We start from the raw sequence: 26,880 nt of genomic DNA on the forward strand, positions 1-26,880 counted from the left end.
GAAACTACGCGGACCGCGCCGAGTGGGTCTTGTACGTTCTTGCGCGCACCCGGCGTCGGTCCCGCCGCCGCAGCGGTTCCCCGAGCAGTGCGGTGAGCCGCCCCTCGGCGGCGGCGAGGAGCGCAGCTTTGAAGACGGTCAGCGTCCGGAGCGCGCACTCGGCGCCGGCCCCGAAACCGGCGGCCGTCAGCGCGTCCGCCGGCTCGGGCGCGTCGTTCCCGTGGACCTTCCACTCGACCGGCTCATTCCGCGCGGCGCAGGCCTCCGGCTGCCGCCGTACGGTCGCGGCGCCGGGCGACCGCGGCAACGGCCCGTGCCCCACCGTCCCATGGGGGCCGTAGTGCGTACGGACGAAGGGTGCGGCGTGCTCGATCACCGCGCCGGCGGGCGGCCACCGGGGCACCCGGATCCTCGGCTGAGCGTCGTGCGGTGTCCGTACTCCCCCGATGTCCGTGATCGTCAGCCTAAGGGCTGTCCCGTAATCCCCGGTGGATCAGCGCACGGCGTCAGATGCGGTGCATCGCAAGGCAGAGGAGCGTCCCCATACTGGGCGTATTCGGGCGTTCCGACAACGCAGCGAGGTGCCGTAGCTGGCGTCGTGCGCCCGCCGGGGATTGCGGGACAGCCCTTAGGCGGCCCGCTCCCGCCGGTAGGCGCCCGGCGGGACGCCCACGATGCGGGTGAAGTGCCGGTTCAGGTGGGGCTGGTCTGTGAAGCCGACGGCGACCGCCGCCTCGGCCGGCGGGGTGCCCGCGTCGAGCAGCCTGCGCGCCCGCCGGACCCTGGCATCGGTCAGCCAGGTGTGCGGCGGCATCCCGTAGCGCTCCCGGAAGGCCCGCAGCAGGGCGAAGGGACTCGTGCCCAGTTCCGCAGCGAGCTGTTCCAGGGACGGCGGGTCCGCCAGGCGCTCCTCCAGCACGGCCCGGGCCGCCGCCGCTTCGGTGGCGCCGCCGCCGCGGACCGTACGGGTGGGCAGCGGTCCGGCGTACCGGGTCAGCATCCGGGCGACGACGCCCCGCAGGAGGGTGTCGGCGGCCAGTGCGTTCCCGGCCTCGGCGGCCCGGTGGACCTCGGTGATCGTGCGCGAGGCCTGCGGGTCGGCGACGATGTCCGCGGTGAAACCGGGAGTACCGCGCAGCAGGCCCATCTCGGCGGCGACCTCGGCGATCAGGCCGCTGGAGGGGTAGAGCGTGGCGTACGCCCAGCCCTCGGGCGCCCCGGCGCGCGCGGTGTGGGGCACCTCGGGGTTGATCAGGACCACGCTGCCCGGTCCGGCGCGCACGACGTGGCCGGGCAGGCCCACCTCCTCGATGCCGCCGGTGACGGCCGCGATGACGTAGCCGTCGTGCGCGTGGCGCGGGAAGGTGTGGCGTACGTAGTGGGCGCGCAGCAGGTCCAGCCCGGGCAGCTCCGGGTACTGCCAGTGCCGGGCCCACTCCCGGCGGCCTTCTTCCGTCCCCATCCCCCCATTCTGCGTCCTGCCGCCGACGCGGGTTTGCCCAGGTCCGGGGCGTTGTCAGTGGCCGGGTGCACGATGGGGGCATGGCAGGCGCTGCGCTCGACTCGTTCTCCCCCGCGACCCGCTCGTGGTTCACGGGGGCTTTCGTCACGCCCACGAGCGCGCAGGAGGGTGCCTGGCGTGCCATCGGGGAGGGTTCGGACGTGCTGGTGGTGGCGCCCACCGGCTCCGGGAAGACCCTGGCGGCGTTCCTCGCCGCCCTCGACCGGCTCGCCTCGACCCCGCCGCCCGCCGAGTCCAGGAAGCGCTGCCGGGTCCTCTACGTGTCGCCGCTGAAGGCCCTGGCCGTCGACGTCGAGCGCAATCTGCGCAGCCCGCTGACGGGGATCCGGCAGGAGTCCGTCCGCCTCGGGCTGCCGGAGCCGGACATCCGGGTGGGGATCCGCTCCGGCGACACCTCCGCGGCGGAGCGGCGGTCGCTGGCCACCCGGCCGCCGGACATCCTCATCACCACGCCCGAGTCCCTGTTCCTGATGCTGACCTCGGCCGCGCGGGAGGCGCTGACCGGGATCGAGACGGTGATCGTGGACGAGGTGCACGCGGTCGCCGGGACCAAGCGCGGCGCGCACCTCGCCCTCTCCCTGGAGCGGCTGGACGAGCTGCTGCCGCGTCCGGCGCGCCGGATCGGCCTGTCGGCGACGGTCCGGCCGGTGGACGAGGTCGCCCGGTACCTCGCGCCGCGCGGCCGGGTGGAGATCGTGCAGCCGCCGTCGGCCAAGGAGTTCGACCTGTCGGTGGTCGTCCCGGTGCCGGACATGGGCGAGGTGGGGGCCTCCCCCGCGACGGAGGGCCGGGAGGGCGGGGACCGGCCGTCGATCTGGCCGCATGTCGAGGAGCGGATCGCGGACCTGGTGCAGGCGCACCGCTCGACGATCGTGTTCGCCAACTCCCGCCGCCTCGCCGAACGGCTGTGCAACCGGCTCAACGAGATCGCGTACGAACGGGCCGTCGGCGAGAAGCTGCCCGAGCACGCGTCACCGGCCGAGGTCATGGCCCAGTCCGGCGCCGCCCTGGGCGCCCCGCCGCTGCTGGCCCGGGCGCACCACGGCTCGGTGTCCAAGGAGCAGCGGGCCCTGGTGGAGGAGGACCTGAAGGCGGGCCGGCTGCCGGCCGTGGTCGCCACCTCCAGCCTGGAACTGGGCATCGACATGGGCGCGGTGGACCTGGTGGTGCAGGTGGAGTCACCGCCGTCGGTGGCGTCCGGGCTGCAGCGGGTGGGCCGGGCCGGGCACCAGGTGGGCGCGGTCTCCACCGGGGTGGTCTTCCCCAAGTACCGGGGCGACCTGGTCCAGGCGGCCGTGGTCACCGAGCGGATGCGGACGGGGGCGATCGAGTCCCTGCGCATCCCCTCCAACCCCCTCGACGTCCTGGCGCAGCAGCTGGTCGCCATGGTCGCGATGGACACCTGGCAGCTGGACGACCTCCTCGCGCTGGTGCGGCGGGCGGCGCCGTTCGCGGCGCTCCCGGAGTCGGCGTTCACGGCGGTGCTCGACATGCTGGCGGGCCGCTATCCGTCGGACGCCTTCGCCGAACTGCGGCCGCGCGTGGTCTGGGACCGGGTGGCGGGCACGGTCACGGGCCGGCCGGGGGCCCAGCGGCTCGCGGTCACCTCCGGCGGCACCATTCCCGACCGCGGGCTCTTCGGGGTCTTCCTGGCCGGCTCGGACCCGAAGAAGGGCGGCGGGCGGGTCGGGGAGCTCGACGAGGAGATGGTCTACGAGTCCCGTGTCGGTGACGTCTTCACGCTGGGCACCACCTCGTGGCGCATCGAGGACATCACCCGCGACCGGGTGCTGGTCACGCCCGCCCCCGGGGTGCCGGGCCGGTTGCCGTTCTGGAAGGGTGACCAGCTCGGCCGACCGCTGGAACTGGGGCGTGCGGTCGGTGCGTTCCTGCGCGAGCTCGGCGCCCTCGCCGAGGAGGACGCCCGGCTGCGGCTGGTGGCGGCCGGGCTGGACGCCTGGGCCGCGGACAACGTGCTGGCGTATCTCGCCGAGCAGCGCGAGGCCTGCGGCCACGTACCGGACGACCGGACCATCGTGGTGGAGCGGTTCCGGGACGAGCTGGGCGACTGGCGGGTGGTGGTCCATTCGCCGTTCGGTGCGCAGGTGCACGCCCCGTGGGCGCTGGCCCTGAGCGCGCGCCTCGCCGAGAAGTACGGCATGGACGCGCAGGTGATGCACGCCGACGACGGCATCGTGCTCCGCCTCCCCGACGCGGACCTGCTGTCCATGGACCTGCTGGACCACGACCCGGCGGCGGCGCCCGCCTTCGAGTTCGACGACGAGCAGGCGCCGCTCGGCGCGGCCGACGTCGCCTTCGACCACGGCGACGTCGACCGGATCGTCACCGACCAGGTGGGCGGCTCCGCGCTGTTCGCCTCCCGCTTCCGCGAGTGCGCGGCCCGTGCCCTGCTGCTGCCGCGCCGCAGTCCGGGCCGCCGCACCCCGCTGTGGCAGCAGCGCCAGCGTGCCTCCCAACTGCTCCAGGTGGCCTCCGAGTTCGGTTCCTTCCCGATCGTCCTCGAAGCGGTACGCGAATGCCTCCAGGACGTCTTCGACGTGCCGGGCCTGACCGAGCTGATGGGTGACATCGAGGCGCGCCGGGTCCGGCTGGTCGAGGTCACGACCGCGGAGCCGTCCCCCTTCGCGCGTTCGCTCCTCTTCGGATACGTCGCCCAGTTCCTGTACGAGGGCGACTCCCCGCTGGCCGAGCGCAGGGCGGCCGCGCTGTCGCTGGACTCGCGGCTGCTGGCCGAGTTGCTCGGTCAGGCGGAGCTGCGCGAGCTCCTCGACGCGCAGGTGCTGGAGGAGCTGGAGCGGGAGCTGCAGTGGCTCACCGAGGACCGGCGGGCCAAGGACGCCGAGTCCGTGGCCGACCTGCTGCGCCTGCTGGGGCCGCTGACGCAGGACCGGCTGACGGCGCGCGGGGCGGATCCGGCCTGGGCGCAGGAGCTCGCTGCGGCGCGCCGCGCCATCCGGGTCCGGATCGCGGGCGCGGACCACTGGGCGGCGATCGAGGACGCGGGGCGGCTGCGGGACGCGCTGGGCACCGCGCTGCCCGTCGGTGTCCCGGAGGCGTTCACCGAGCCGGTCAAGGACCCGCTGGGGGACCTGCTGGCCCGGTACGCCCGCACGCACGGGCCGTTCACCACGGCGGCCGCGGCCACCGCCTTCGGCCTGGGCGCAGCGGTGACCGAGGGCGCCCTGCACCGTCTCGCGGCGGCGGGACGGGTGGTGCAGGGCGAGTTCCACCCGGCCGGCATCGGCCAGGAGTGGTGCGACGCGACGGTGCTGCGCAGGCTCCGCCGCCGTTCCCTCGCCGCGCTCCGCCAGGAGCTGGAGCCGGTCCCGCCGACCTCGCTGGCCACCTTCCTGCCGCAGTGGCAGCACCTGGGCGGGGCGCTGCGCGGCCTCGACGGCCTGGCCCGGGCGGTCGAGCAGCTCCAGGGCGCCCCGGTGCCGGCCTCCGCGCTGGAGCGGCTGATCCTGCCGTCGCGGGTGGCGAACTACTCCCCCGGCCTGCTGGACGAGCTGACGACCACCGGTGAGGTGGTCTGGGCGGGGGCCGGAGCCCTCCCGGGCAAGGACGGCTGGGTCTCGCTCTATCTCGCGGACGCCGCCCCCCTGCTCCTGCCACCGGCGCACCCGCTGGAGCCGAGTCCGCTCCAGCAGGCCGTCCTGACGGCCCTCTCGGGCGGGTACGGCCTGTTCTTCCGGCAGATCTCACAGGCGGTGCGCGCCGAGTTCCCCGAGGTCTCGGACGTCGCCCTCTCCGAGGCGGTGTGGGATCTGGCCTGGTCGGGCCGGCTCACCAACGACACCCTCGCCCCGCTGCGCTCCTTCCTCGGCTCGGGCCGTACAGCGGGCTCCACGGCCCACCGGGCCCGGCGCACCGTCCCGCGCGGCCGGTACGGCACCCTGAGCGCGACGGTGTCCCGTACGGGCCCGCCCACGGTCTCCGGGCGCTGGTCGCTGCTGCCGTCCCCGGCACCCGACCCGACCCACCGGGCCCACGCGCTGGCCCGCACCCTGCTGGACCGGCACGGGGTGGTGACGCGCGGCGCCGTCGCCGCCGAGGGGGTCGAAGGGGGCTTCAGCGCGGTCTACCGCGTCCTGTCGGCCTTCGAGGACAGCGGGCAGGCCCGCCGGGGCTATGTGGTCGAGGGGCTGGGCGCGGCCCAGTTCGCGATGGACGGCGCGGTGGACCGGCTCCGCGCCGCCGAGCGGACCCCGCCCCCGCTGGCGGCGGTGGTGCTGGCCGCCGCGGACCCGGCGAACGCGTACGGCGCGGCCCTGCCCTGGCCCGAGCCGCCGGCCGGCGCCACCCACAAGCCGGGCCGCAAGGCGGGCTCCCTGGTGGTCCTGGTGGACGGGGAGCTCACCCTGTACCTGGAGCGCGGCGGCAAGACCCTGCTGGCCTGGCCCGGCCCGGAGGACCCCCGTCTGACGGCTGCGGTCACCGCCCTGGCCGCCGGCTGCCGCGCGGGCACCCTGCCGGCGCTGACGGTGGAGCGGATCAACACCGCGGCCGCGCTCACCTCGCCCCTCGGGCCTTCGCTCGAATCCGCCGGGTTCCACGCCACGCCCCGGGGGCTGCGGCTGCGGCAGTGATCAGCGCATCACCTTGATGCCGAAGCGGGCGCCGCCGAGCGCGAACTGGATCGCGCTGTGCATGTGGGCGTACATCTCCATGCCGCGGGAACTCACCAGCGGGCCGAGGTCGAGGACGTCCTGCCAGCCGTAGGACCGCAGCAGCTCGGTGACCTGCTCCTTGGCGTCCGCGTGCTCACCGGCGATGAAGATGGTGTGGTCGCCGCCCGCGACGGCCCGCGGGTCGACGACCGTCTCCTGCTCCTGGGTGACGCAGGCCTTGACCACCTTGGCCTCCGGCAGCGCGCGCTGGATCCGTTCCCCGAGGCTGTCGTGGTCGACGGGGTCGAGCGCGGGCATCACGCCCCACGGGGTGGGCCAGGGGTGCGCCTGCTCGGGGTTGTAGACGTAGGGGACGGCGTAGTCCATCAGGGTCTTGCCGGCCAGGTGGTCCGCGATGCCGGTGAGGACGCCGACCGCGTTGGCCCCGTCGATCCCGTTGACGACGAAGTCGGCGGCCGCGGCGGCGTCGCCGAAGTTGCGCAGTTCGATGCCGGGGTAGTCGGCGAGCCACTGGCCGAAGGGTTCGACGCCCATGAAGTCCGGTTCGGTGCGGCCCAGGGTGACCTGGGAGTCGCGGGTGCCGACGTACACCTCGTGCCCGAGGCCGAGCAGCTTGGCCGCGTGCGCGCGGCCGCCCGCGCCGGTACCGAGGATTGCGATCTTCATGGTGGTGCTCCGTTCCTGGTGGTGTCCCCTCCCGATGACTCCTCCACCCTAACATCGGTACGGACGTACGTACCAATGATTCTGTGCGAAAGTGATCCGCACCCGGAAGGAGCCTGACCACAGTGACCGAGAAAGCCCGCAGAACCCGCCGACACGACCCGAACCGGCGGGAGCGCATCGCCGAGGTGGCCGAGGAACTGATCGCGGAACGCGGGCTGGAGGGACTGACGCACCGGGCCATCGCCGAACGGGCCGACGTGTCGCTGTCCTCGACCACCTACCACTTCGCCGACCGCGAGGCGCTGATCAGAGCCGCCCTGGAACGCGCCGCCGAACGGTTCGCCTCCTTCGTGCGCCACTGGGCCGAGGCCCACGCCGATGCCGACCCGGAGCAGGTCGTCGAGGCGCTGACCGACGGCGTGATGGCCTGCCTGGGCGAGGGGCGCACCGCCATGGTCGTCGAGTACGAGCTGCACGCCGCAGCCCTGCGCCGCCCGGAGCTGCGCGAGGCCGCGAGCCTGCCCGCCCGGACCACCGCCGAGACCCTGGCCCCCCTGCTCGGGCCGACGGCCGCCGCGACGGCGGCCCCTCTGATGACCGGTCTCTGCCTGCACGCCATGAACGCCCCCGTCCCGCCGACCCGCGACGAGGTCCTGGCCGTCCTCGCCCACGCCCTCCTGCCCCGGCGGCCGTGACCGCCCCCGCCGGTCCCGCGCGGCCGGTCCGCACCGGGTGCGCCGGAAGCGGGCGCCCGCCCCGCCGCAGCGCGAGCCGCACCCGCCCCCGGGCGCCCCGCGCGGGGGCGGGGCGCCCGGGGGCGACAATGGGGGCATGCCCGAAGGCGACAGCATCCGGCGCGCGGCGACCCGCCTGCACGCGGTCCTGGCAGGCCGTGAACTGACCCGCAGCGACCTGCGCGTCTCCCGCTTCGCCACCGCGGACCTCACCGGCCGCGTCACCCTGGACGTCATCCCGCGCGGCAAACACCTCCTCGCCCGCTTCGAGGGCGGCCTCACCCTGCACAGCCACCTCCGCATGGACGGCGCCTGGCGCGTCTTCGCCGCCGGCGAGAAGTGGCGGGGCGGCCCGGACCACGAGGTGCGGGCCGTCCTCGGCACGGCCGACCACACCGCCGTCGGCTACCGCCTCCCCGTCCTGGAGCTGATCCGCACCGCCGAGGAGGACCGCGCCGTCGGCCACCTCGGACCCGACGTCCTCGGGCCGGACTGGGATCCCGTCCGGGCGGCCGGCAACCTCCTCGCCGCGCCGGAGCGCCCCCTGGGCGAGGCCCTGCTCGACCAGCGCAACCTCGCCGGGATCGGCAACGTCTACAAGGCCGAGCTGTGCTTCCTGGCCCAGGTCACCCCATGGACCCCGGTCGGCGGGCTCCCCGAGGAGAACCTTCCCCGCCTGGCGTCCGCGGCACACCGGCTGCTCGCCGCGAACTGCGGGGACGAGCCCGGCCACCGGCGCAACACGACCGGCATCCGCCGACGCGGCCAGGAACTCTTCGTCTACGGCCGCAGCCACCGCCCCTGCCTGCGCTGCGGCACCCCGGTGCGCGAGGCACCCCAGGACGACCGCCCCACCTACTGGTGCCCCCGCTGCCAGTCGGGCCCCGCACCCTGAACCGGGCGGGAGGCCACACGACGATTGACTACCCGTCAGATCCGGTCGTACCGTCCCGGCATGCCCACACCCACCGCCTCGTACGACCTCGCCGGCCGCACCGCCCTGGTCACCGGAGCCGCCGGCGGCATCGGCCGCGCCACCGCCGTCCTGCTCGCCGCCGCCGGCGCCCACGTGCACTGCGCGGACCGCGACGAACAGGGGCTGGCCGAGACGGCCGCCCTGGCGGCCGAGGCCGGTGGCGGCGCCACCGTCCATCCCCTCGACGTCACCGACCGGGCCGCGCTCCGCGAGGCCGTCACCGCGGCGGGCCCGCTCGACATCGCCGCCGCCATCGCCGGGATCATGCACACCAGCAGCGTCCTGGAGACGGCCGACGAGGACCTCGACCGGGTGCTGGACGTCAATTTCAAGGGAGTCCTGCGCACCTGCCAGGAAGCCGCCCGCTCGATGATCGCGGCGGGCCGCCCGGGATCGATCGTCACGATGGCCTCCGGCGCCGTGGACGCCGCCCGGCCCGGCCTGCTCTGCTACAGCGCCTCCAAGGCCGCCGTCGTCCAGCTCACCAGGACCCTCGCCACCGAGACCGGCCCGCACGGCATACGGGTCAACGCCGTCGCCCCCGGCTGGATCCGCACCCCGATGACCGAACGCCACCACCCCGAGGCCCAGGCGCAGACCGAGGCGGCCATGGTCCGCATGTCACCCCTGCGCCGGGTCGGCGAGCCGGAGGACATCGCGCAGGCGGTGCTCTACCTCGCCTCGGACGCCTCGTCCTTCATGACGGGCCAGATCCTGCGTCCGAACGGCGGCGTATCGATGCCCTGGTAGCCGCGTCCGCAGCACCGACCGCCCCGACCGCTCCGTCCGCCCCCGCCTCGCCGCCACCGGGCCCCGGGCCGTCCCCGCCCCCGTCCCTGTACCCGGCATCCCCGGCCCTCCGGTCGGCCCGCCGGATCCTGCGCAGGGGCGCCGGCACGCAGTGCACGGGCAGCAGTCCCAGGCTCCAGCCACCCACGGCCACCGCACCCTCCACGGCCCCCGACTCCGCGGGAGCCAGCACCAGCCGGAGCACGGCCCACCACCACAGGGCCCCCACCGTCAGCGCGAGAGCCGACACCGCGGGTATGCGCAGCGACGTCCGCACTGACACCTCCAGGGGCCGGGAGCCGGACGGCCCCATCGTCTCGCACGCCCCCCGCGCCCGCACCCAGAACGGCCGGGAGCCCCGTCCGGTGCTCCACGCACCGGCCGGGGCTCCGGCCAAGCTCAACCACGCACGTGCTCGCTCACGCGGCTACGACATTCACCGCTTCCGCAGGCGCCTTGATGGTCACCCGTTCGGGACCCGCGACCGAAGCCATCGAGACCGAATTGAGCATCGGGCGGACCGGTACGCCGACCGGTTCGCTTGCCGCGGCCGACTGTGCCAGCTCAGCGAGCGACAGTTCGTCACTGACTTCGCGCATCAGCTCGGACATCCGTACGTCCAACGCGTCGCAGATCGCGGAGAGCAGCTCGGAGGATGCCTCCTTCTGCCCCCGCTCCACCTCGGAGAGATAGCCGAGCGAAACTCGGGCCGACGAGGAGACTTCGCGCAGAGTACGGCCCTGGCGCTGGCGCTGCCGACGCAGCACGTCACCCAGCAGGCGACGGAGCAGAATCATCGGTGGCTCCCTCCTCTGACCGTGTAGCCGCATCCTTCACGCCCCACCGTACCGCCTCGCGCCGCGGCCGTGCGGGGAGCGATGTCGTGTTCACTCAGGGCTGCAAACATCAAATCCCCCCGTTCTGTTCCGTATCCTGCCCCCGCGCATTCTCTCGGAGTTCGTCCGCGAGAAGCTCGAGCACTGTGCGTGCACTCTCCCTACGGATTTCCGCCCGGGAGCCGTTCAACCTCAGCAGGACCGTTTTCCTGCCCGTCGGACCGTCCACGGCGACAAAAACGGTGCCCACCGGCTGCCCGTCCTGCGGCTCCGGACCGGCCACCCCGGTCGTCGCGATTCCCCACGAAGCGCCCATCACCCGGCGCACACCGGCCGCCATCTCAGCTGCCACCTGGGCGTTCACCGCACCCTCGGCGTCCAGCAGGGCGGCGTCCACACCCAGGACCCGGTGCTTGATCTCCGTCGCGTACGCCGTGACCGAGCCGCGGAACGACCGGGAGGCACCGGGAACGGCCGTCAACTCGGCCGCGACCATGCCGCCGGTCAGGGATTCCGCGACGGCGACGGTCTGGTCACTCTCCGCGAGTAGCTGGAGCGCGTACGCGGCGACCGTGCGCCCCTCGCCCGCTCCGGCACTCCCCCGCGCCTCCGGAGAATCCCCCGCCCCTCCGGTCACCGCGCGGCCCGCTCCGCGGCGATACCCCGGCGACGCAGCACGATCGCCTGGCGGATGTAGTCCAAACCGGTGACGACGGTCAGCACGACCGCGATCGCCATCACCCAGAAGCGCATCGTCGCCAGCGCACCCGTCAGCGCGAGCACGTACATGCCCACGGCCGTGCCCTGGGCCAGCGTCTTCAGCTTGCCGCCGCGGCTGGCCGGAATCACGCCGTAGCGGATGACCCAGAAGCGCAGCAGCGTGATCCCCAGCTCGCGTCCGAGGATCACCCCGGTCACCCACCACGGGAGGTCGCCCAGCCAGGAGAGACAGATCAGCGCCGACCCCATGATCGCCTTGTCGGCGATGGGGTCGGCGATCTTGCCGAAGTCCGTGACCAGGTTGTACGTCCGGGCCAGGTGCCCGTCGAAGATGTCGGTGATCATGGCGACGGCGAACGCCGCCCAGGCCCAGGCCCGCCACGCCGGGTCGTACCCGCCGTCGGCCAGCAGCAGCAGGACGAATCCCGGCACCAGCACGAGCCGGATCATCGTCAGGATGTTGGCGATGTTCCACAGGCTGGCCTGATCGACCGCCGCGGCCCCCAGCTTCGCGCCGGGTACGGGCCGACGGCCGGTCCCGCCCGCCGCAGATGCCGGGACACCGGTCATCCGGCCGCCTCCTCGAAGTCGATGTCCAGGGGCTCGGCGACCAGGTCCACTCCCAGGGTGCCGACCACCTTCGCCATGACGATACGCCCGGGGACCAGGCCCGTGCCGTCGGTGAAGACGACCTGGCCGTCGGTCTCGGGGGCCTGGTGCGCGGCGCGACCGTAGGCCCCCTCGCCCTCCTCGGCCTCGTCGAAGGGGACGACCGTCTCCACGAGCACTTCCAGGGTCTCGCCGATCCGCTCCTCCGCACGCTGGGCGGTGAGCTCCTCGGCGAGCCGCTGCATGTGTGCCAGGCGCTCGGCGATCGTGTCCTCGTCCAGCTTGTTCTCGTAGGTGACGGCCTCGGTGCCGTCCTCGTCGGAGTAGCCGAACACACCGATCGCGTCCAGGCGGGCGTGGGTGAGGAAACGCTCCAGCTCGGCGAAGTCGGCCTCCGTCTCGCCGGGGAACCCGACGATGAAGTTCGAGCGGACGCCGGCCTGCGGGGCCTTGGAGCGGATGGTGTCCAGCAGCTCCAGGAAGCGGTCGGTGTCCCCGAAGCGGCGCATGGCGCGCAGCACGTCGGGAGCGGAGTGCTGGAAGGACAGGTCGAAGTACGGCACGACCTTGGGCGTCGAGGTCAGCACGTCGATCAGGCCCGGGCGCATCTCGGCGGGCTGGAGGTAGCTGACGCGGACGCGCTCGATGCCCTCGACGGCGGCGAGCTCGGGCAGCAGGGTCTCCAGCAGCCGGATGTCGCCGAGGTCCTTGCCGTACGAGGTGTTGTTCTCGGAGACCAGCATGATCTCCTTGACGCCCTGCTCGGCGAGCCAGCGGGTCTCACCCAGCACGTCGCTGGGCCGGCGGGAGATGAAGGACCCGCGGAAGGACGGGATGGCGCAGAAGGAGCAGCGCCGGTCGCAGCCGGAGGCCAGCTTGACCGATGCCACCGGGCTCTTGTCCAGGCGGCGGCGCAGCGGGGCGCGGGGACCGGAGGCGGGCGCGACGCCCTCCGGCAGGTCCGCGGGGGCCTCGGCGGGCTCCTCGGCGGGCGCCTGGGCGTGCCCGGGGAGGGCGACGTCGGCGGCCTGGCGGGCGGCGGGGCTGATGGGTAGCAGCTGGCGGCGGTCGCGGGGGGGGTGGGCTTCGACACTGCCGCCGCCGAGGATGACCTGGAGGCGGTTGGAGATGTCGGCGTAGTCGTCGAAACCGAGGACTCCGTCGGCCTCCGGAAGGGCCTCGGCGAGCTCCTTGCCGTAGCGCTCGGCCATGCAGCCGACGGCGACGACGGCCTGGGTCCTGCCGTGATCCTTGAGATCGTTGGCTTCCAGCAGGGCGTCTACGGAGTCCTTCTTGGCGGCTTCGACGAAGCCACAGGTGTTGACGACGGCTACGTCCGCGTCGGCGGCGTCCTCGACGAGCTCCCAGCCATCCGCCGCCAAGCGGCCTGCGAGCTCCTCCGAGTCCACCTCGTTACGGGCGCAGCCAAGAGTGACAAGGGCGACGGTACGGCGTTCGGGCATGGACTCAAGACTACTTCGTCCCGACGCGGGCCCCTGCCGCACGTCCCCGCACAGCAGGATCCCCGGGGTGCTCGCAGCACCCCGGGGACCCCGGATCACGCCTTCTGCCTGGGGACGGCCCCTCGGTCAGCCCGCCTGCGGCTGATCACGGGAGGGGTCCTCCTTGGTGTACGTGAGACGTTCCACCTGACCCGGCTGGAAGTCGTCCTTGATCTCCTTGCCGTTCACGAACAGCTTCACGACTCCGGCGTCGCCGAGCACGAGGTCGATGGACTCCTTGTCCGTGAAGGTCTTCGACTCGCCCTGCACGAGGGTGCCGTCGAAGAGGAGCCGGCCCGTGGAGTCCTTCGCGGAGATCCAGCTCTCGCCGGTGTCGGCCGTCAGGACGACCGTGACGAGGTCCTTGGGCGCGGCGGCGATGGCACTGTCCGAGGGCTCCGGCTTGGCGGCTTGCGGGACTGCCTGCGAGGGCTGGACGGACGGCTTGCCGCCGCTCTGCTTGGGTGCGGGCTTGGGGGAGGCGGAACCTTCCGCCACCGGGCGCTTTTCCTTCTCGTCGCCGCCGCTGAAGGCGGTGAAGGCCACGAAGCCGATCACGGCGACGATGGCGGCGACCATGGCGGCGGTCCAGTTCGGCCGCTGCCGCTCGGGACGGATCCGCTCGGCCTCGAACATCGGCGCGGCGGGGGTGGGTGCCGGCCTGCCGCCGTGGGCCGCGTCGTAGCTGTCGACCAGGGGTGCCGGGTCGAGGTGGACGGCGCGGGCGAGCGTGCGGATGTGACCGCGGGCGTAGACGTCGCCGCCGCACCGCGTGAAGTCGTCCTCTTCGATCGCGTGCACGATCGGGATGCGCACGCGGGTGAGGGAACTGACCTCGTCGACTGTGAGCCCGGCGGCGATCCGGGCCTTCTTGAGGGCCGTCCCGATGGACGGCTCTTCGACGGAACGTTCGACGAGACGGTCCTCGGACCGGTCGTCGGTCGAAGGCCGGTCTTCTTCGGGGGAGTTGGAGTTGCCGATGGACACAAGGGCGCCTTTCGAGCGTGTAGCCACCTGCTGGATGTCCAGTCTAGGGGGGGTACGAAAGGGTGGAGCAACCGGAGGGTGCTCTTCCTACGCCATCCGAATGGTGTGCGAAGGTCCCCTCCGGCGTGGCGGTCCGACGCCGTACGCGATGTCGTGCGCGGTGCCGCCACTTCTCTTCAACTTGACGCGGGCCCAAGGGAAACGGTTGCCCGCCGAACGGCTACGAATCGGTCTCGCCGCGGATGACCGCGAGCACCCCGTCCAGCTCGTCGGCCTTGAGCAGGACGTCGCGCGCCTTCGAACCCTCGCTCGGGCCGACGATGCCCCGCGACTCCATGAGGTCCATGAGCCGCCCGGCCTTCGCGAAGCCCACCCGCAGCTTGCGCTGGAGCATCGAGGTGGAGCCGAACTGGGTGGTGACGACCAGCTCCGCCGCCTGGCACAGCAGGTCCAGGTCGTCGCCGATCTCCTCGTCGATCTCCTTCTTCTGCTTCTGCCCCACGGTGACGTCGTCCCGGAAGACCGGCGCCATCTGGTCCTTGCAGTGCTTGACGATCCCGGCGATCTCGTCCTCGGTGACGAAGGCGCCCTGGAGACGGACGGGCTTGTTCGCGCCCATCGGGAGGAACAGCCCGTCACCCTTGCCGATGAGCTTCTCCGCACCGGGCTGGTCGAGGATGACCCGGCTGTCGGCGAGCGAGGACGTGGCGAACGCGAGCCGCGAGGGCACGTTCGCCTTGATCAGCCCGGTGACCACGTCCACCGAGGGCCGCTGCGTGGCGAGCACCAGGTGGATGCCGGCGGCGCGGGCCAGCTGGGTGATGCGGACGATGGAGTCCTCGACGTCGCGCGGGGCCACCATCATCAGGTCGGCCAGCTCGTCGACGATCACGAGCAGGTACGGGTAGGGGTTGAGCTCGCGCTCGCTGCCCGGCGGCAGTTTGATCTTCCCGTCCCGGATGGCCTGGTTGAAGTCGTCGATGTGCCGGTAGCCGAAGGCCGCCAGGTCGTCGTAGCGCAGGTCCATCTCGCGCACGACCCACTGGAGCGCCTCGGCGGCCCGCTTGGGGTTGGTGATGATCGGCGTGATCAGGTGCGGGATGCCCTCGTACGCGGTCAGCTCGACCCGCTTGGGGTCGACGAGGACCATCCGGACGTCCTCCGGGGTGGCCCGGACCATGACCGAGGTGATCAGGCAGTTGATGCAGGAGGACTTGCCGGAGCCGGTGGCGCCGGCGACCAGCACGTGCGGCATCTTGGCGAGGTTGGCCATGACGTAGCCGCCCTCGACGTCCTTGCCGAGCGCGACCAGCATGGGGTGGTCGTCCTCGGCCGCGTCCGCGAGCCGCAGGACGTCGCCCAGGTTGACCATCTCGCGGTCGGTGTTGGGGATCTCGATACCGACCGCGGACTTGCCCGGGATCGGGCTGATGATCCGCACGTCGGGGCTGGCCACGGCGTAGGCGATGTTCTTGGTCAGCGCGGTGATCCGCTCGACCTTCACGGCCGCGCCGAGGGTCACCTCGTAGCGGGTGACCGTCGGGCCCCGGGTGAAGCCGGTGACGTCGGCGTCGACCTTGAACTCGGTGAACACGTTGCGCAGGGAGGCGACCACGGCGTCGTTGGCGGCGCTGCGGGTCTTGCCGGGCCCGCCCTTCTCCAGCAGGTCCAGCGAGGGCAGGGAGTACGTGATGTCCCCGCGCAGCTGGAGCTGCTCGGCGCGCGGCGGGAGCGGCTGGGCCTCCGGCGCGGCCTTCGTCAGGTCGGGCACCGCCAGCGTCCCTGAGGCCGCGGCGGTGGTGGCGTGCGGCTGCCCGGCGGGCTCTCCCGCGGGCGCGGCGGGCCCGGCCGGCGCTGCGGAGCGCTCGCCGCGGGCGGTCGGCACCGGCGTGGTGAGCTCCGTGCCGTCCCGCTCGGGGGTGATCCCGTGGGTGAGGTCGGCGACGAGCGGGGAGGGGGGCATGCCGCCGTAGACCACCCCGTCCAGCGCGGCGGCGGCCGCCGCGGCCACGTCGACGGCGTCCATCTCCCGGTCGATCGCCGGCCGGGCGGCGGTCCGGCGCGGCCGGCGCCGCCGGGCCAGGGCCTCCTCCTCGGCGGCGTCCGCGGGATCGCCGGAGGCCGCACCGGCCCCGGAACGGGCCCGCCACCGCTCCGGGTCGTGCCGGACGGCGCCGCCCGCGTCCTCCCCGTAGCCCTCGTCGTACTCGTTCGGGGCGATGATCCCGAGCCGGATGCCCAGCCGGCGCAGCCGCTGCGGGATCGCGTTGACCGGGGTCGCGGTGACCACGAGCAGTCCGAAGACGGTCAGCAGCACCAGCATGGGCACGGCCAGCGGCGCGCCCATGGTGAAGATCAGCGGCTTGGAGGCGCCCCAGCCGATGAGCCCGCCCGCGTTCTGCATGGCGGTGGTGCCCTCGTCGCGGCCGGGCGCCCCGCAGGCGATGTGGACCAGGCCGAGGACGCCGATGACGAGCGCGGACAGCCCGACGCCGATGCGGCCGTTGGCGTCGGTCTGCTCGGGGTGGCGGATGAAACGTACCGCCATGACGCCGAGCAGTATCGGCACGAGCAAATCCAGCCGCCCGAAGGCACCGGTGACCAGCATCGTGACCAGATCCCCGACGGGACCGCTCAGGTTCGACCAGGTGCCGGCGGCGACGATCAGCGCCAGGGCGAGGAGCAGCAGCGCGACGCCGTCCTTGCGGTGGGCGGGGTCGAGGTTCCTGGCACCGTGGCCGATCCCGCGGAAGACCGCGCCGACCGCGTGCGCGCAGCCCAGCCACAGGGCCCGCACCAGTCGCAGCACGCCGCTCGTCGGGGACGGCACGGGCTTGGCCGCGGCCTTCTTGGCCGGGGCGCGCCTGGCGGCCGCGGCCTTCTTCGCCGGTGGCTTGCGGGCGGGGGCCGCCTTCTTGGCGGGCGCCGTCGTACGGCCGGTGCGGCCCTTCGCAGTGCCCGCGGTGCTCGGGGAACCCTTGCCGGACGTACTTGAGGCCATGGGGCCGAGGTTACCGGTGCGCGCGCCGGTGGACACGCGTGCCCACCCCTTCACCCGTTCGTGTCGTCGCCGGGGCAGGCACTTTGACGCTCCGCCAAGCCGGACGCGTACGCGGTCAGTTCTGCGCGGGCAGTGCCGGAGCCCCTCCGGCGCTTCCGGGCTCCAGTGCGTCGAGGGCCCGCCGCAGTCCGGTGAGTTTGCGTTCCAGATGGGCCGCGGTCGCCACGACGCCGGCATCGGCCTCGTCCTCGCCGAGCTGCTTGCTGAGCGCCTCGGCCTGCTCCTCGACCGCCGCGAGCCGGGCGGACAGCTCGGCCAGCAGGCCCGCCGTCTCCTTGCCGGCGTCCACGCCGTTCGAGCCGCCGCCCTCCAGCTGGAGCCTCAGCAGGGCCGCCTGCTCCCGCAGTTGGCAGTTCTTCGTATACAGCTCCACGAAGACGGAGACCTTCGCCCGCAGCACCCACGGGTCGAAGGGTTTGGAGATGTAGTCGACCGCACCCGCCGCGTAGCCGCGGAAGGTGTGGTGCGGACCGTGGTTGATCGCGGTGAGGAAGATGATCGGAATGTCCCGGGTCCGCTCCCGCCGCTTGATGTGCGCGGCCGTCTCGAACCCGTCCATACCCGGCATCTGGACATCCAGCAGGATGACCGCGAAATCGTCCGTGAGCAGCGCTTTGAGCGCCTCCTCCCCCGACGATGCCCGGACCAGTGTCTGATCGAGCGCGGAGAGGATGGCCTCCAACGCCAGCAGATTCTCCGGCCGGTCGTCGACCAGGAGGATCTTGGCCTTCTGCACCATGCCCTGTCCTCCTCGCCCCGGCACGGGGCCTCCCCGGCTCCTGGCACCGGCCTGTGCGCCGGGCCCCGCCCCAGAGGACGACACCCGTGCGCCGTCCGTCCTTGTGCCGGTCATCGTAGCCCCAGTCCCGAGATCGCCACACCCTGTCACCAAGATGTCACTGTGCACGAAGCGGAAACGTGGCGGGAGAGCAGAAGGTTCCCCGTTCCCCGCCGCACCGTACCGCCGCGGGCACAGTGCGTCAGCGACCGGTTCCCCACCGCCCTCCCCCCTGTCTCACTTGCCCCGCATCCACTGCTCCATCACCGACAGCAGGTAGTCCGGGTCGACCGGCTTGGTGACGTAGTCGGAGGCACCGGAGTCGATCGCCTTCTCCCGGTCCCCCTTCATCGCCTTCGCCGTCAGCGCGATGATCGGCAGGCCGGCGAACTGCGGCATCCGCCGGATCGCCGAGGTCGTGGCGTACCCGTCCATCTCGGGCATCATGATGTCCATCAGCACGACCTTCACATCGTCGTGCTGCTCCAGGACCTCGATGCCCTCCCTGCCGTTCTCCGCGTACAGCACCGCCAGCCCGTGCTGTTCCAGCACGCTGGTGAGCGCGAAGACGTTGCGGACGTCGTCGTCCACGATGAGCACCCGCTCGCCACGGAAGTCGTACGTCCGGGCCACCGTCGGCAGCTCCTGCTCCGCGGCGTCCCAGGCGTCCTCGGCTCCCTCCGCGTGCGGCTGTCCCGGCACCGCCGTACGCGGCTCCAGGTCGCTCAGCGCCTTGCGCCGCCGCCGGAACAGCCCGGACCCGCCGCTCTGTCCGGCCGCCGCCGGCGGCACGGACCGCGCGGGCTGCGGCTGCGCCGCCGGAGCCGCCGCGGGCCCGGCCGGCAGAACCGGCAGTCCGGGCCGGGCCCCGTCGAGGGACCGGCGGTACAGCTCGCCCCGGGCGCCTCCCGGCGTGGGCGGCGCGTACCCCTGCGGCGGCAGCTCGCTCGGGTGCAGCGGCAGGTACAGCGTGAAGGTGGAGCCGCGGCCGGGCTCGCTCGCCGCGTGGATCTCGCCGCCCAGCAGCCGGGCGATCTCCCGGCTGATGGACAGCCCCAGACCCGTACCGCCGTACTTGCGGCTCGTGGTCCCGTCCGCCTGCTTGAAGGCCTCGAAGATCACCAGCATCTTGCTCGCCGCGATCCCGATGCCGGTGTCGGTGACCGAGAAGGCGATCAGGTCCGCGTCCGCCTCCCGCAGCGAACCGGCCTCCAGCAGCTGCTCGCGGATCTCGGTCGGCACGTCGCCCGCGGCGGGCCGGATCACCAGCTCCACCGCGCCGGTGTCGGTGAACTTCACCGCGTTCGACAGCAGGTTGCGCAGCACCTGCAGCAGCCTCTGCTCGTCGGTGTGCAAGGTGGCGGGCAGCTCCGGGGAGACCCGCACCGAGAAGTCGAGGCCCTTCTCCGCCGTCAGCGGCCGGAAGGTCGCCTCCACGTAGTCCACGAGCTGCACCAGGGCGATCCGGGTCGGTGAGACGTCCATCTTCCCGGCCTCGACCTTCGACAGGTCGAGGATGTCGTTGATCAGCTGGAGCAGGTCACTGCCGGCGCCGTGGATGGTCTCGGCGAACTCCACCTGCTTCGGCGACAGGTTCTCGTCCGCGTTGTCGGCGAGCAGCTTGGCCAGGATCAGCAGCGAGTTGAGCGGGGTGCGCAGCTCGTGCGACATGTTCGCCAGGAACTCGGACTTGTAGCGCATCGAGACCGCGAGCTGCTCGGCACGCTCCTCCAGGACCTGCCGCGCCTCCTCGATCTCGGTGTTCTTCACCTCGATGTCCCGGTTCTGCTGGGCCAGCAGTTCGGCCTTCTCCTCCAGCTCCGCGTTGGCGGCCTGCAGGGCCTTCTGCCGGTTCTCCAGCTCGTCGGAACGCTCGCGCAGCTGCTCGGTCATCTCCTGCGACTGCTTCAGCAGCATCTCCGTCTTGGAGTTGACGCTGATGGTGTTGACGCTCGTACCGATCATCTCGGCGATCTGGCTGAGGAAGTCCTTCTGGATCTGCGTGAAGCCCGTGAAGGAGGCCAGCTCGATGACGCCGAGCACCTTCCCCTCGAAGAGCACCGGCAGCACGATCACGTGCGCCGGCGGGGCCTCGCCGAGGCCCGAGGAGATCTTCAGGTAGCCGGGCGGGGTGTTCTCGACGAGGATCGTCCGCTTCTCCTCGGCGACCGCCCCGATCAGCCCCTCCCCCGGCCGGAACGAGATCGGCATCTGGCCGCCGGCGTACGCGTAGCTCCCGCGCATCCGCAGCTCGTACGAGCCCTCCGCGCCCCCGTCCGTCCCGATCTCGGTGGTGCCGCCGGCCGGCACCGCCAGGAAGAAGGCACCGTGCTGCGCGGAGACCACCGGGGTCAGCTCGCTCATGATCAGCGAGGCGACGTCGTCGAGGTCGCGGCGGCCCTGCATCAGTGCCGAGATCCGGGCCAGGTTGCCCTTGAGCCAGTCCTGCTCCTTGTTGGCCAGGGTGGTGTCGCGCAGGTTGACGATCATCGTGTTGATGTTGTCCTGCAGGACCTGGATCTCGCCCGCCGCGTCCACGTCGACCTTCAGACTGAGGTCGCCGCGGGTCACCGCGGTCGCCACGGCCGCGATCGCGCGCACCTGCCGGGTGAGGTTGCCGGCCATCTCGTTCACGGACTCGGTCAGGTCCCGCCAGGTGCCGTCGACGTCCCGGACCCGGGCCTGGCCGCCGAGGATGCCCTCGGTGCCCACCTCGCGGGCCACCCGGGTCACCTGGTCGGCGAAGGAGGACAGCTGGTCGACCATCGTGTTGATGGTGGTCTTCAGTTCCAGGATCTCGCCGCGGGCGTCGATGTCGATCTTCTTGGTCATGTCGCCCTTGGCGATGGCGGTCGTGACCATGGCGATCTGCCGCACCTGACCGGTCAGGTTGGAGGCCATGAAGTTCACCGAGTCGGTGAGGTCCTTCCACGTCCCCGACACCCCGGGCACGTGCGCCTGGCCGCCGAGGCGGCCCTCCGTACCCACCTCGCGGGCCACCCGCGTCACCTCGTCGGCGAAGGACGACAGGGTCTTCACCATCGTGTTGACGGTGTCGGCGAGCTGAGCGACCTCGCCGCGCGCCTCGACGGTGACCTTCTTCGTCAGGTCGCCGTTGGCGACGGCAGCGGAGACCTGGGCGATCCCGCGCACCTGGGCCGTCAGGTTCCCGGCCATCGTGTTGACGTTGTCGCTGAGGTCCTTCCAGATGCCGGTGACCCCGCGGACCCGGGCCTGGCCACCGAGGATGCCCTCGGTGCCCACCTCGCGGGCCACCCGCGTCACCTGCTCCGCGAAGGAGGACAGCTGGTCCACCATCGTGTTGACGGTCGTGACGAGTTCGAGGATCTCGCCCTTGGCATCGACGGTGATCTTCTTCGAGAGGTCGCCCATCGCGACCGCCGTCGTCACCTCGGCGATGTTGCGCACCTGCGAGGTCAGGTTGTTCGCCATGAAGTTGACGGACTGCGTGAGGTCCTTCCAGGTGCCGGAGACACCCTTGACCTCGGCCTGACCGCCGAGGATGCCCTCCGTGCCCACCTCCCGGGCCACCCGGGTGACCTGCTCCGCGAAGTTCGAGAGCTGGTCGACCATCGTGTTGAGGGTGTTCTTCAGCTCCAGGATCTCGCCGCGGGCGTCCACGTCGATCTTCTGCGACAGGTCACCGCGCGCCACCGCCGTGGCGACCTGGGCGATGTTGCGGACCTGCGAGGTGAGGTTCCCGGCCATGCCGTTCACCGAGTCCGTGAGGTCGCGCCAGACACCGGCCACGCCGGGCACCTGCGCCTGGCCGCCGAGGCGACCCTCCGTACCCACGTCCCGGGCCACCCGCGTCACCTGCTCCGCGAAGGCGGAGAGCTGGTCGACCATCGTGTTGATGGTGTTCTTCAGCTCCAGGATCTCGCCCCGGGCGTCCACGTCGATCTTCTGCGACAGGTCACCGCGCGCCACCGCCGTGGTCACCTGCGCGATCTGACGCACCTGCGAGGTCAGGTTCCCGGCCATGAAGTTGACGGAGTCGGTCAGCTCCTTCCAGGTGCCGGAGACCCCCTCCACCCGGGCCTGGCCGCCGAGGCGCCCCTCCGTACCCACGTCCCGCGCCATCCGCGTGACCTGGTCGGCGAAGGACGACAGCTGGTCGACCATGGTGTTCACGGTGTTCTTCAGCTGGAGCATCTCGCCGGAGACGTCGACCGTGACCTTCTGCGACAGGTCGCCGTTGGCCACCGCCGTGGTCACCTGCGCGATGTTGCGGACCTGCCCGGTGAGGTTGCGGAAAGCCGTGTTCACCGAGTCGGTGAGGTCCTTCCACGTCCCCGCCGCCCCCGGCACCTGCGCCTGGCCGCCCAGCTCGCCCTCGACGCCGACCTCACGGGCCACCCGCGTCACTTCCGCGCCGAAGGACTGGAGCTGGTCGACCATCGTGTTGACGGTGTTCTTCAGCTCCAGCATCTCGCCGGCCACGTCGACCGTGACCTTCTGCGACAGGTCGCCGTTGGCCACCGCCGTGGTCACCTGCGCGATGTCCCGGACCTGGGTGGTGAGGTTGCGGAAGACCGTGTTCACCGAGTCGGTGAGGTCCTTCCACGTCCCCGCCGCCCCCGGCACCTGCGCCTGGCCGCCCAGCAGGCCCTTGGCACCGACCTCGCTCGCCACCCGCGTGACCTCGTCCGCGAAGGTCCGCAGCGTCTCGGTCATCTGGTTGATCGTTTCGGCCAGCTGCGCCACCTCGCCGCGTGCGCTGACCCGTACCTTCTGCGACAGGTCACCGTTGGCGACCGCCGTCGTCACCTGCGCGATCCCGCGCACCTGGGCCGTCAGGTTCCCGGCCATGGTGTTGACGGAGTCGGTCAGGTCCTTCCACACACCCGCGACCCCGGGCACCTTGGCCTGGCCGCCCAGCTCGCCCTCCGTACCCACCTCGCGGGCGACCCTGGTCACCTCGGAGGAGAAGGACGACAGCTGGTCCACCATCGTGTTCACGGTGTTCTTCAGCTGGAGCATCTCGCCGGCCACGTGCACGGTGACCTTGCGCGACAGATCGCCCTTCGCGACCGCCGTCGTGACGAGAGCGATGTCACGCACCTGCGCGGTGAGCCGGTACGCCATCGTGTTGACGGAATCGGTCAGGTCCTTCCAGGAACCAGACATTCCGCGCACCTGGGCCTGGCCGCCGAGCTTGCCCTCGGTACCCACCTCCAGCGCCACGCGCGTCACCTCGTCGGTGAACGCGGACAGCTGGTCGACCAGGTTGTTGACCGTGCGCCCGACCTTCAGGAACTCGCCGCGCAACGGATGCCCGACCCCGTCGGCCGCCTGCGTCCGCAGGTCCATCCGCTGGTCCAGGTCGCCCTCGGCCACCGCCGACAGCACCCGTCCCACCTCGGACACCGGCCGGGCCAGGTCGTCGACGAGCTGGTTCGAGGCGTCGATCGCGGCCGCCCAGGAGCCCTCGCAGGCACCCGTTTCCAGCCGTTCGCTGAGCTTCCCCTCACGGCCCACCGTCCGCCGGACCCGGGACAGCTCCCCGGTCAGGTGGAGGTTGCGGTCGGCGACCTCGTTGTAGACGGCGGCGATCTCCGCCATCACGCCGTCGCCGGACACCGTCAACCGCTTGCGGAAGTTTCCGTCCCGCATCGACACAAGGGCCGTGAGCAGCCTGTCCAGCGCGGCGGTATCGACCTCTGTCGTGCCGCCTCGCCGGGACCGCCCGCCCTTCGGCCGCGTTCCCGTACGCCGCACCACTGCGCCAGACTCCACCGTGTCCCTCCCGAAAGGGTCGACCGCTGTTCCACCGGACACCTGACTCGTCACAAGCCGGCACTACAAGCCTGCCCAGTGTTTCACCCTGGCCGAACCAGGCCATAACACTTCGGCACCATCGCACACCGGCCGTACCCTGCGAGTGGATTCCCGGACGACGGCACCCTGCCGTCCGCGAAGGTAAGTAACCTGGCAACCGATGTCCAACCGCGTCGAAGGAGATTCGTGATCACGGCACGGGCGGCTGCCAGCTTCGACCCTCTCGGGCGCTCGGTCGCCGCCGCTCGCGCGTTCGTCCGCGACACCCTGCAGGGCTGGGGTTTCGCGGACATCGTCGACGACGCGGTGGTCCTCACCAGCGAACTCGTCACCAATGCCGTGGTCCACGCCGGAACCAGGGCCGAGGTCCTCTGCCTGCGCACCGAGGACGGCGTACGGGTCGAGATCGCCGATCGCTACCCGGAGCGCGAGCTGCCGCTGCGGCACCCGGGCGAGCGGCCGTACGCCGACCCCGACCGCGAGAGCGGCCGCGGGCTGATGCTCTGCGCCGCACTGGCCACCCGCTGGGGAGTGGAGTACACCGGCACCCACAAGCACGTGTGGTTCCGCCTCGATCTGCCGGACCGGCCGGTCGGTACCCGCTCCGCGGGCCCCGTCGTCCCCGACCGGCTGCTGCCCCTCGCCGACAGCCGGGTCCGCGTCGCCGTCCTCCAGGTCGACTCGGCCGACACCGTCTCCGCCTGGAACGAGGACGCCGAGCACATCTTCGGCCACCCCGCCGAGAAGGCGGTCGGCCGACCCCTCGCCGAGCTCGCCGCCTGGCCGCAGACCCCGGGCACCGGAACCGGCATCGCCGAGGCCCTGCGGCTGTCCCGCTGGGAGGGCAGCTACGGCGTCCGCGGCGCCGACGGCCGCGTCATCCCCGTCTACGCCTCCCACCTGCGGGTCCGCGACGCCCACGGCGAACCGTCCACCGTCTGCCTCCTCGTCCACGACGACGAGCGCGCCCTGCTGCAGAGCCCGGCACGGGTGCCGTCCACGGACGGCGGCCACTTCGCCGAGCCCCGCGCCACCGATCCGTTCGAGGTGTTCATCGGCTCGCCCGCCCCCGACGACCTCGACGGCCTGCTCCAGCGCACCGTCGAGCGCGCCCGCGACCTCCTCGACGCCGACGCCGCCTTCCTGCTGCTCGCCACCGACGACGAGACCGAGCTGGAGGTCCGGGCCACCACCGGACTGCCCTCCACCCGCCAGCGCTTCGCCCGCGTCCCCGTCGAGGCCGGCACCAACCGCTACGGCTCCGCCCGGATGCCCGCCGTCCACGACGACCTCGTCGCCGTCCCCGGGGCCGTTCCGCTGCTCGACGCCACCGGCATGCGCTCCGCGGTCACGGTCCCCCTCAAGGTCGAAGGCCGCCTCACCGGCTCCCTGGGCGTAGCCGCCGAGGGCCCCGGCCGCTACTCGAACGAGGAGGCGCTGCACCTGCAGTTCGCGGCCGACCGCATCGCCCTGGCCGTGGAATCCGCCCGCCTCGGCGAACTGGAGCGGCTGCGCCGGGGATCCCTGTCCTTCCTCGTCGAGGCGTCGGACCTGCTGGCGGGCACCCTCGACCGGGACCAGACCCTGGCCCTCATGGCCCAGATGACCGTCCCGACGCTGGCGACCTGGTGCGCCGTCTACACGATCGCCGACCAGTCCTCGGACCCGTACCTCAGTTACGTCCTGCACGAGGACGAGGACCGCATCGACGGCCTGAAGGCGCTGCTGTCCCGGGTCAGTCCGCCCGAACCGGTCCGTGAGGCCGGCGCCCGCCCGTGGCCCGAGGCCGCCCTCGCGGTCGGCGGCGAGACGGTGGTCCTGCCGCTCCTCGCCCGCAACCGCGTCATCGGCATGCTGACCCTCGGCAAGCCCCGGGAGGAGCACTTCCGCCAGGAGATCCTGGAACTGGCCGAGGACCTCTCCCGCCGTGCCGCCCTCGCTCTGGACAACGCCCGCCTCTACTCCGAGCGCACCGCGATCAGCCGCTCCCTGCAGCGCAGCCTGCTGCCGCCCGGCTCCCCCGCGATCCCCGGGATGGAGGTCGAGGTGATCTACCGCGCGGCCGGCGAGGGCAACGAGGTGGGCGGCGACTTCTACGACGTCTTCCCGATCCGCGACGGCGCGTACGGCTTCGCCATCGGCGATGTCTGCGGTACGGGCCCGGAGGCGGCGGCCGTGACCGGCCTGGCCCGGCACGCGCTGCGGTTGCTGGCCCGCGAGGGTCTCGGCGGCCCGGCCGTCCTGGAGCGCCTCAACGCGGCCATCCTCGACGAGGGTGCCCGCAGCCGCTTCCTCACCCTCCTCTACGGCGAGCTCCACCCGCAGCCGGACGGCGGCGCGCTGATGAAGGTCGTCTGCGCGGGTCACCCGCTCCCGCTGCGCCTGCGTCCGAACGGCGTGGTCGACGCGGCCGCGGAACCTCAGCCCCTGCTGGGTGTGATCGAGGACCTGGACCTGTACGAGCAGACCGTCACTCTCGACCCGGGCGACGTCCTGCTGTGCGTCACGGACGGTGTGACCGAGCGGCGCGAGGGCAGCCGGATGCTCGGCGACGACGGCCTCACGGAGGTCCTCACGACCTGCACCGGTCTGACCGCCGGAGCGGTGGCCTCCCGGGTTCTGCGGGCGGTGGAACGCTTCGCGGCGGAGCCCGCGTCGGACGACATGGCGATCCTGGCGTTCCGCGTCCCCCACCCGCGGGCGGGCGACTGATCGCGGTGCGGGCGGGGATCCGCTGGGCCGGCCTCGGCGCCCATGCAGACTCCCCGCACACGCCCCGAATGATCGAGGAGACCGCCCGTCACGCCGACCACATGGACGCGATACGCGAGCTGGTGGACGGCGGGAAGGGCTACTAGTGACCGGAACGCAAAAAGGCCCCCGCCGAGTGGCGGGGGCCTTTTCATTGGAGCCCTTTAACGGAATCGAACCGTTGACCTTCTCCTTACCATGGAGACGCTCTACCGACTGAGCTAAAAGGGCGGGTTGTTCGGCGGCGTCCTACTCTCCCACAGGGTCCCCCCTGCAGTACCATCGGCGCTGAAAGGCTTAGCTTCCGGGTTCGGAATGTAACCGGGCGTTTCCCTAACGCTATGACCACCGAAACACTATGAAAATTTGAACGCTGGCTGACATCACAGCTGTTCGTTATTTCAGAACTAACACAGTGGACGCGAGCAACTGAGGACAAGCCCTCGGCCTATTAGTACCAGTCAGCTCCACCCGTTACCGGGCTTCCACATCTGG

17 protein-coding genes, 1 tRNA gene and 1 rRNA gene are annotated in these 26,880 nt (G+C 72.2%); 6 read left to right on the forward strand and 13 right to left on the reverse strand.

Annotated features, from left to right (window positions below; all coding sequences use genetic code 11):
- Nucleotides 1–4: 4 nt before the first annotated feature.
- On the reverse strand, nucleotides 5–403 hold the full coding sequence (locus ACIPXC_RS09570) for a hypothetical protein (RefSeq protein ID WP_401615250.1): 399 nt from the start codon (nucleotides 401–403) through the stop codon (nucleotides 5–7).
- A 225-nt stretch (nucleotides 404–628) separates the two neighbouring features.
- A complete protein-coding gene (locus tag ACIPXC_RS09575; protein ID WP_401615252.1) occupies nucleotides 629–1,462 on the reverse strand; it encodes an AraC family transcriptional regulator in 834 nt (277 codons plus the stop codon).
- Between the two features lie 80 nt (nucleotides 1,463–1,542).
- Between ACIPXC_RS09575 and ACIPXC_RS09580 the strand changes: the two genes are divergently transcribed.
- The gene (locus ACIPXC_RS09580) at nucleotides 1,543–6,132 is read left to right on the forward strand and encodes an ATP-dependent helicase (RefSeq protein WP_401615254.1); all 4,590 of its coding nucleotides are present in this window, start codon (nucleotides 1,543–1,545) and stop codon (nucleotides 6,130–6,132) included.
- Here ACIPXC_RS09580 and ACIPXC_RS09585 read toward each other — a convergent pair whose 3' ends face one another.
- A complete protein-coding gene (locus ACIPXC_RS09585; RefSeq protein WP_401615256.1) occupies nucleotides 6,133–6,840 on the reverse strand; it encodes an NADPH-dependent F420 reductase in 708 nt (235 codons plus the stop codon). It abuts the gene before it with no gap.
- Between the two features lie 122 nt (nucleotides 6,841–6,962).
- Here ACIPXC_RS09585 and ACIPXC_RS09590 point away from each other — a divergent pair, with 122 nt between their 5' ends.
- The 3 genes from ACIPXC_RS09590 to ACIPXC_RS09600 all read left to right on the forward strand — a co-directional run bounded on the left by ACIPXC_RS09590 (nucleotide 6,963) and on the right by ACIPXC_RS09600 (nucleotide 9,300).
- Nucleotides 6,963–7,535: a TetR/AcrR family transcriptional regulator gene (locus ACIPXC_RS09590; protein WP_401615258.1), complete on the forward strand. Its 573-nt coding sequence runs from the start codon at nucleotides 6,963–6,965 to the stop codon at nucleotides 7,533–7,535.
- Between the two features lie 136 nt (nucleotides 7,536–7,671).
- Nucleotides 7,672–8,469 carry an Fpg/Nei family DNA glycosylase gene (locus ACIPXC_RS09595; RefSeq protein ID WP_401615260.1) on the forward strand — a complete coding sequence of 266 codons (798 nt, stop codon included), beginning with the start codon at nucleotides 7,672–7,674 and terminating at the stop codon, nucleotides 8,467–8,469.
- Nucleotides 8,470–8,529: 60 nt separating this feature from the next.
- Nucleotides 8,530–9,300, forward strand: coding sequence for an SDR family NAD(P)-dependent oxidoreductase (locus ACIPXC_RS09600; RefSeq protein ID WP_401615261.1), 771 nt, complete (start codon nucleotides 8,530–8,532; stop codon nucleotides 9,298–9,300).
- 458 nt (nucleotides 9,301–9,758) lie between these two features.
- On the opposite strand, the gene ACIPXC_RS09605 is transcribed toward ACIPXC_RS09600, so the two are convergent.
- The 8 genes from ACIPXC_RS09605 to ACIPXC_RS09640 all read right to left on the reverse strand — a co-directional run bounded on the left by ACIPXC_RS09605 (nucleotide 9,759) and on the right by ACIPXC_RS09640 (nucleotide 23,592).
- Nucleotides 9,759–10,136, reverse strand: coding sequence for a helix-turn-helix domain-containing protein (locus ACIPXC_RS09605; RefSeq protein WP_360871662.1), 378 nt, complete (start codon nucleotides 10,134–10,136; stop codon nucleotides 9,759–9,761).
- 109 nt (nucleotides 10,137–10,245) lie between these two features.
- Nucleotides 10,246–10,812 (reverse strand): CinA family protein, encoded by a 567-nt coding sequence (locus ACIPXC_RS09610; RefSeq protein WP_401615263.1) that lies wholly within the window; start codon nucleotides 10,810–10,812, stop codon nucleotides 10,246–10,248.
- Entirely contained in the window at nucleotides 10,809–11,465 is a 657-nt protein-coding gene (gene pgsA, locus ACIPXC_RS09615) for a CDP-diacylglycerol--glycerol-3-phosphate 3-phosphatidyltransferase (protein ID WP_030962010.1), read from the reverse strand. Before pgsA ends, ACIPXC_RS09610 begins: the two co-directional genes overlap by 4 nt.
- Nucleotides 11,462–12,967, reverse strand: coding sequence for a 30S ribosomal protein S12 methylthiotransferase RimO (gene rimO, locus ACIPXC_RS09620; RefSeq protein WP_401615265.1), 1,506 nt, complete (start codon nucleotides 12,965–12,967; stop codon nucleotides 11,462–11,464). Before rimO ends, pgsA begins: the two co-directional genes overlap by 4 nt.
- A 126-nt stretch (nucleotides 12,968–13,093) precedes the next feature.
- Nucleotides 13,094–13,993, reverse strand: coding sequence for a helix-turn-helix domain-containing protein (locus tag ACIPXC_RS09625; protein WP_401615267.1), 900 nt, complete (start codon nucleotides 13,991–13,993; stop codon nucleotides 13,094–13,096).
- Between the two features lie 220 nt (nucleotides 13,994–14,213).
- On the reverse strand, nucleotides 14,214–16,994 hold the full coding sequence (locus tag ACIPXC_RS09630) for a DNA translocase FtsK (protein ID WP_401615268.1): 2,781 nt from the start codon (nucleotides 16,992–16,994) through the stop codon (nucleotides 14,214–14,216).
- Nucleotides 16,995–17,109: 115 nt separating this feature from the next.
- Complete coding sequence (locus ACIPXC_RS09635) at nucleotides 17,110–17,793, reverse strand: two-component system response regulator (RefSeq protein ID WP_401615269.1); 684 nt, start codon at nucleotides 17,791–17,793, stop codon at nucleotides 17,110–17,112.
- Between the two features lie 276 nt (nucleotides 17,794–18,069).
- A complete protein-coding gene (locus ACIPXC_RS09640; RefSeq protein WP_401615271.1) occupies nucleotides 18,070–23,592 on the reverse strand; it encodes a HAMP domain-containing protein in 5,523 nt (1,840 codons plus the stop codon).
- A gap of 168 nt (nucleotides 23,593–23,760) precedes the next feature.
- On the opposite strand from ACIPXC_RS09640, the gene ACIPXC_RS09645 reads away from it, so the two are divergent.
- Together ACIPXC_RS09645 and ACIPXC_RS09650 are read left to right on the forward strand one after the other, a co-directional pair.
- A complete protein-coding gene (locus ACIPXC_RS09645) occupies nucleotides 23,761–26,346 on the forward strand; it encodes a SpoIIE family protein phosphatase (protein ID WP_401615295.1) in 2,586 nt (861 codons plus the stop codon).
- A gap of 5 nt (nucleotides 26,347–26,351) precedes the next feature.
- Nucleotides 26,352–26,492, forward strand: a complete 141-nt coding sequence (locus ACIPXC_RS09650) for a hypothetical protein (protein ID WP_401615273.1) — start codon at nucleotides 26,352–26,354, stop codon at nucleotides 26,490–26,492.
- A gap of 48 nt (nucleotides 26,493–26,540) precedes the next feature.
- Here the strand turns inward: ACIPXC_RS09650 and ACIPXC_RS09655 are convergent.
- Both ACIPXC_RS09655 and rrf read right to left on the reverse strand, forming a co-directional pair.
- A tRNA-Thr gene (locus tag ACIPXC_RS09655) sits at nucleotides 26,541–26,616 on the reverse strand.
- 5 nt (nucleotides 26,617–26,621) lie between these two features.
- A 5S ribosomal RNA gene (rrf, locus tag ACIPXC_RS09660) occupies nucleotides 26,622–26,738 on the reverse strand.
- Nucleotides 26,739–26,880: the final 142 nt, after the last annotated feature.

It is taken from the genome of Streptomyces sp. NPDC090021, assembly GCF_044748225.1.
Taxonomy (GTDB): Bacteria; Actinomycetota; Actinomycetes; order Streptomycetales; family Streptomycetaceae; genus Streptomyces.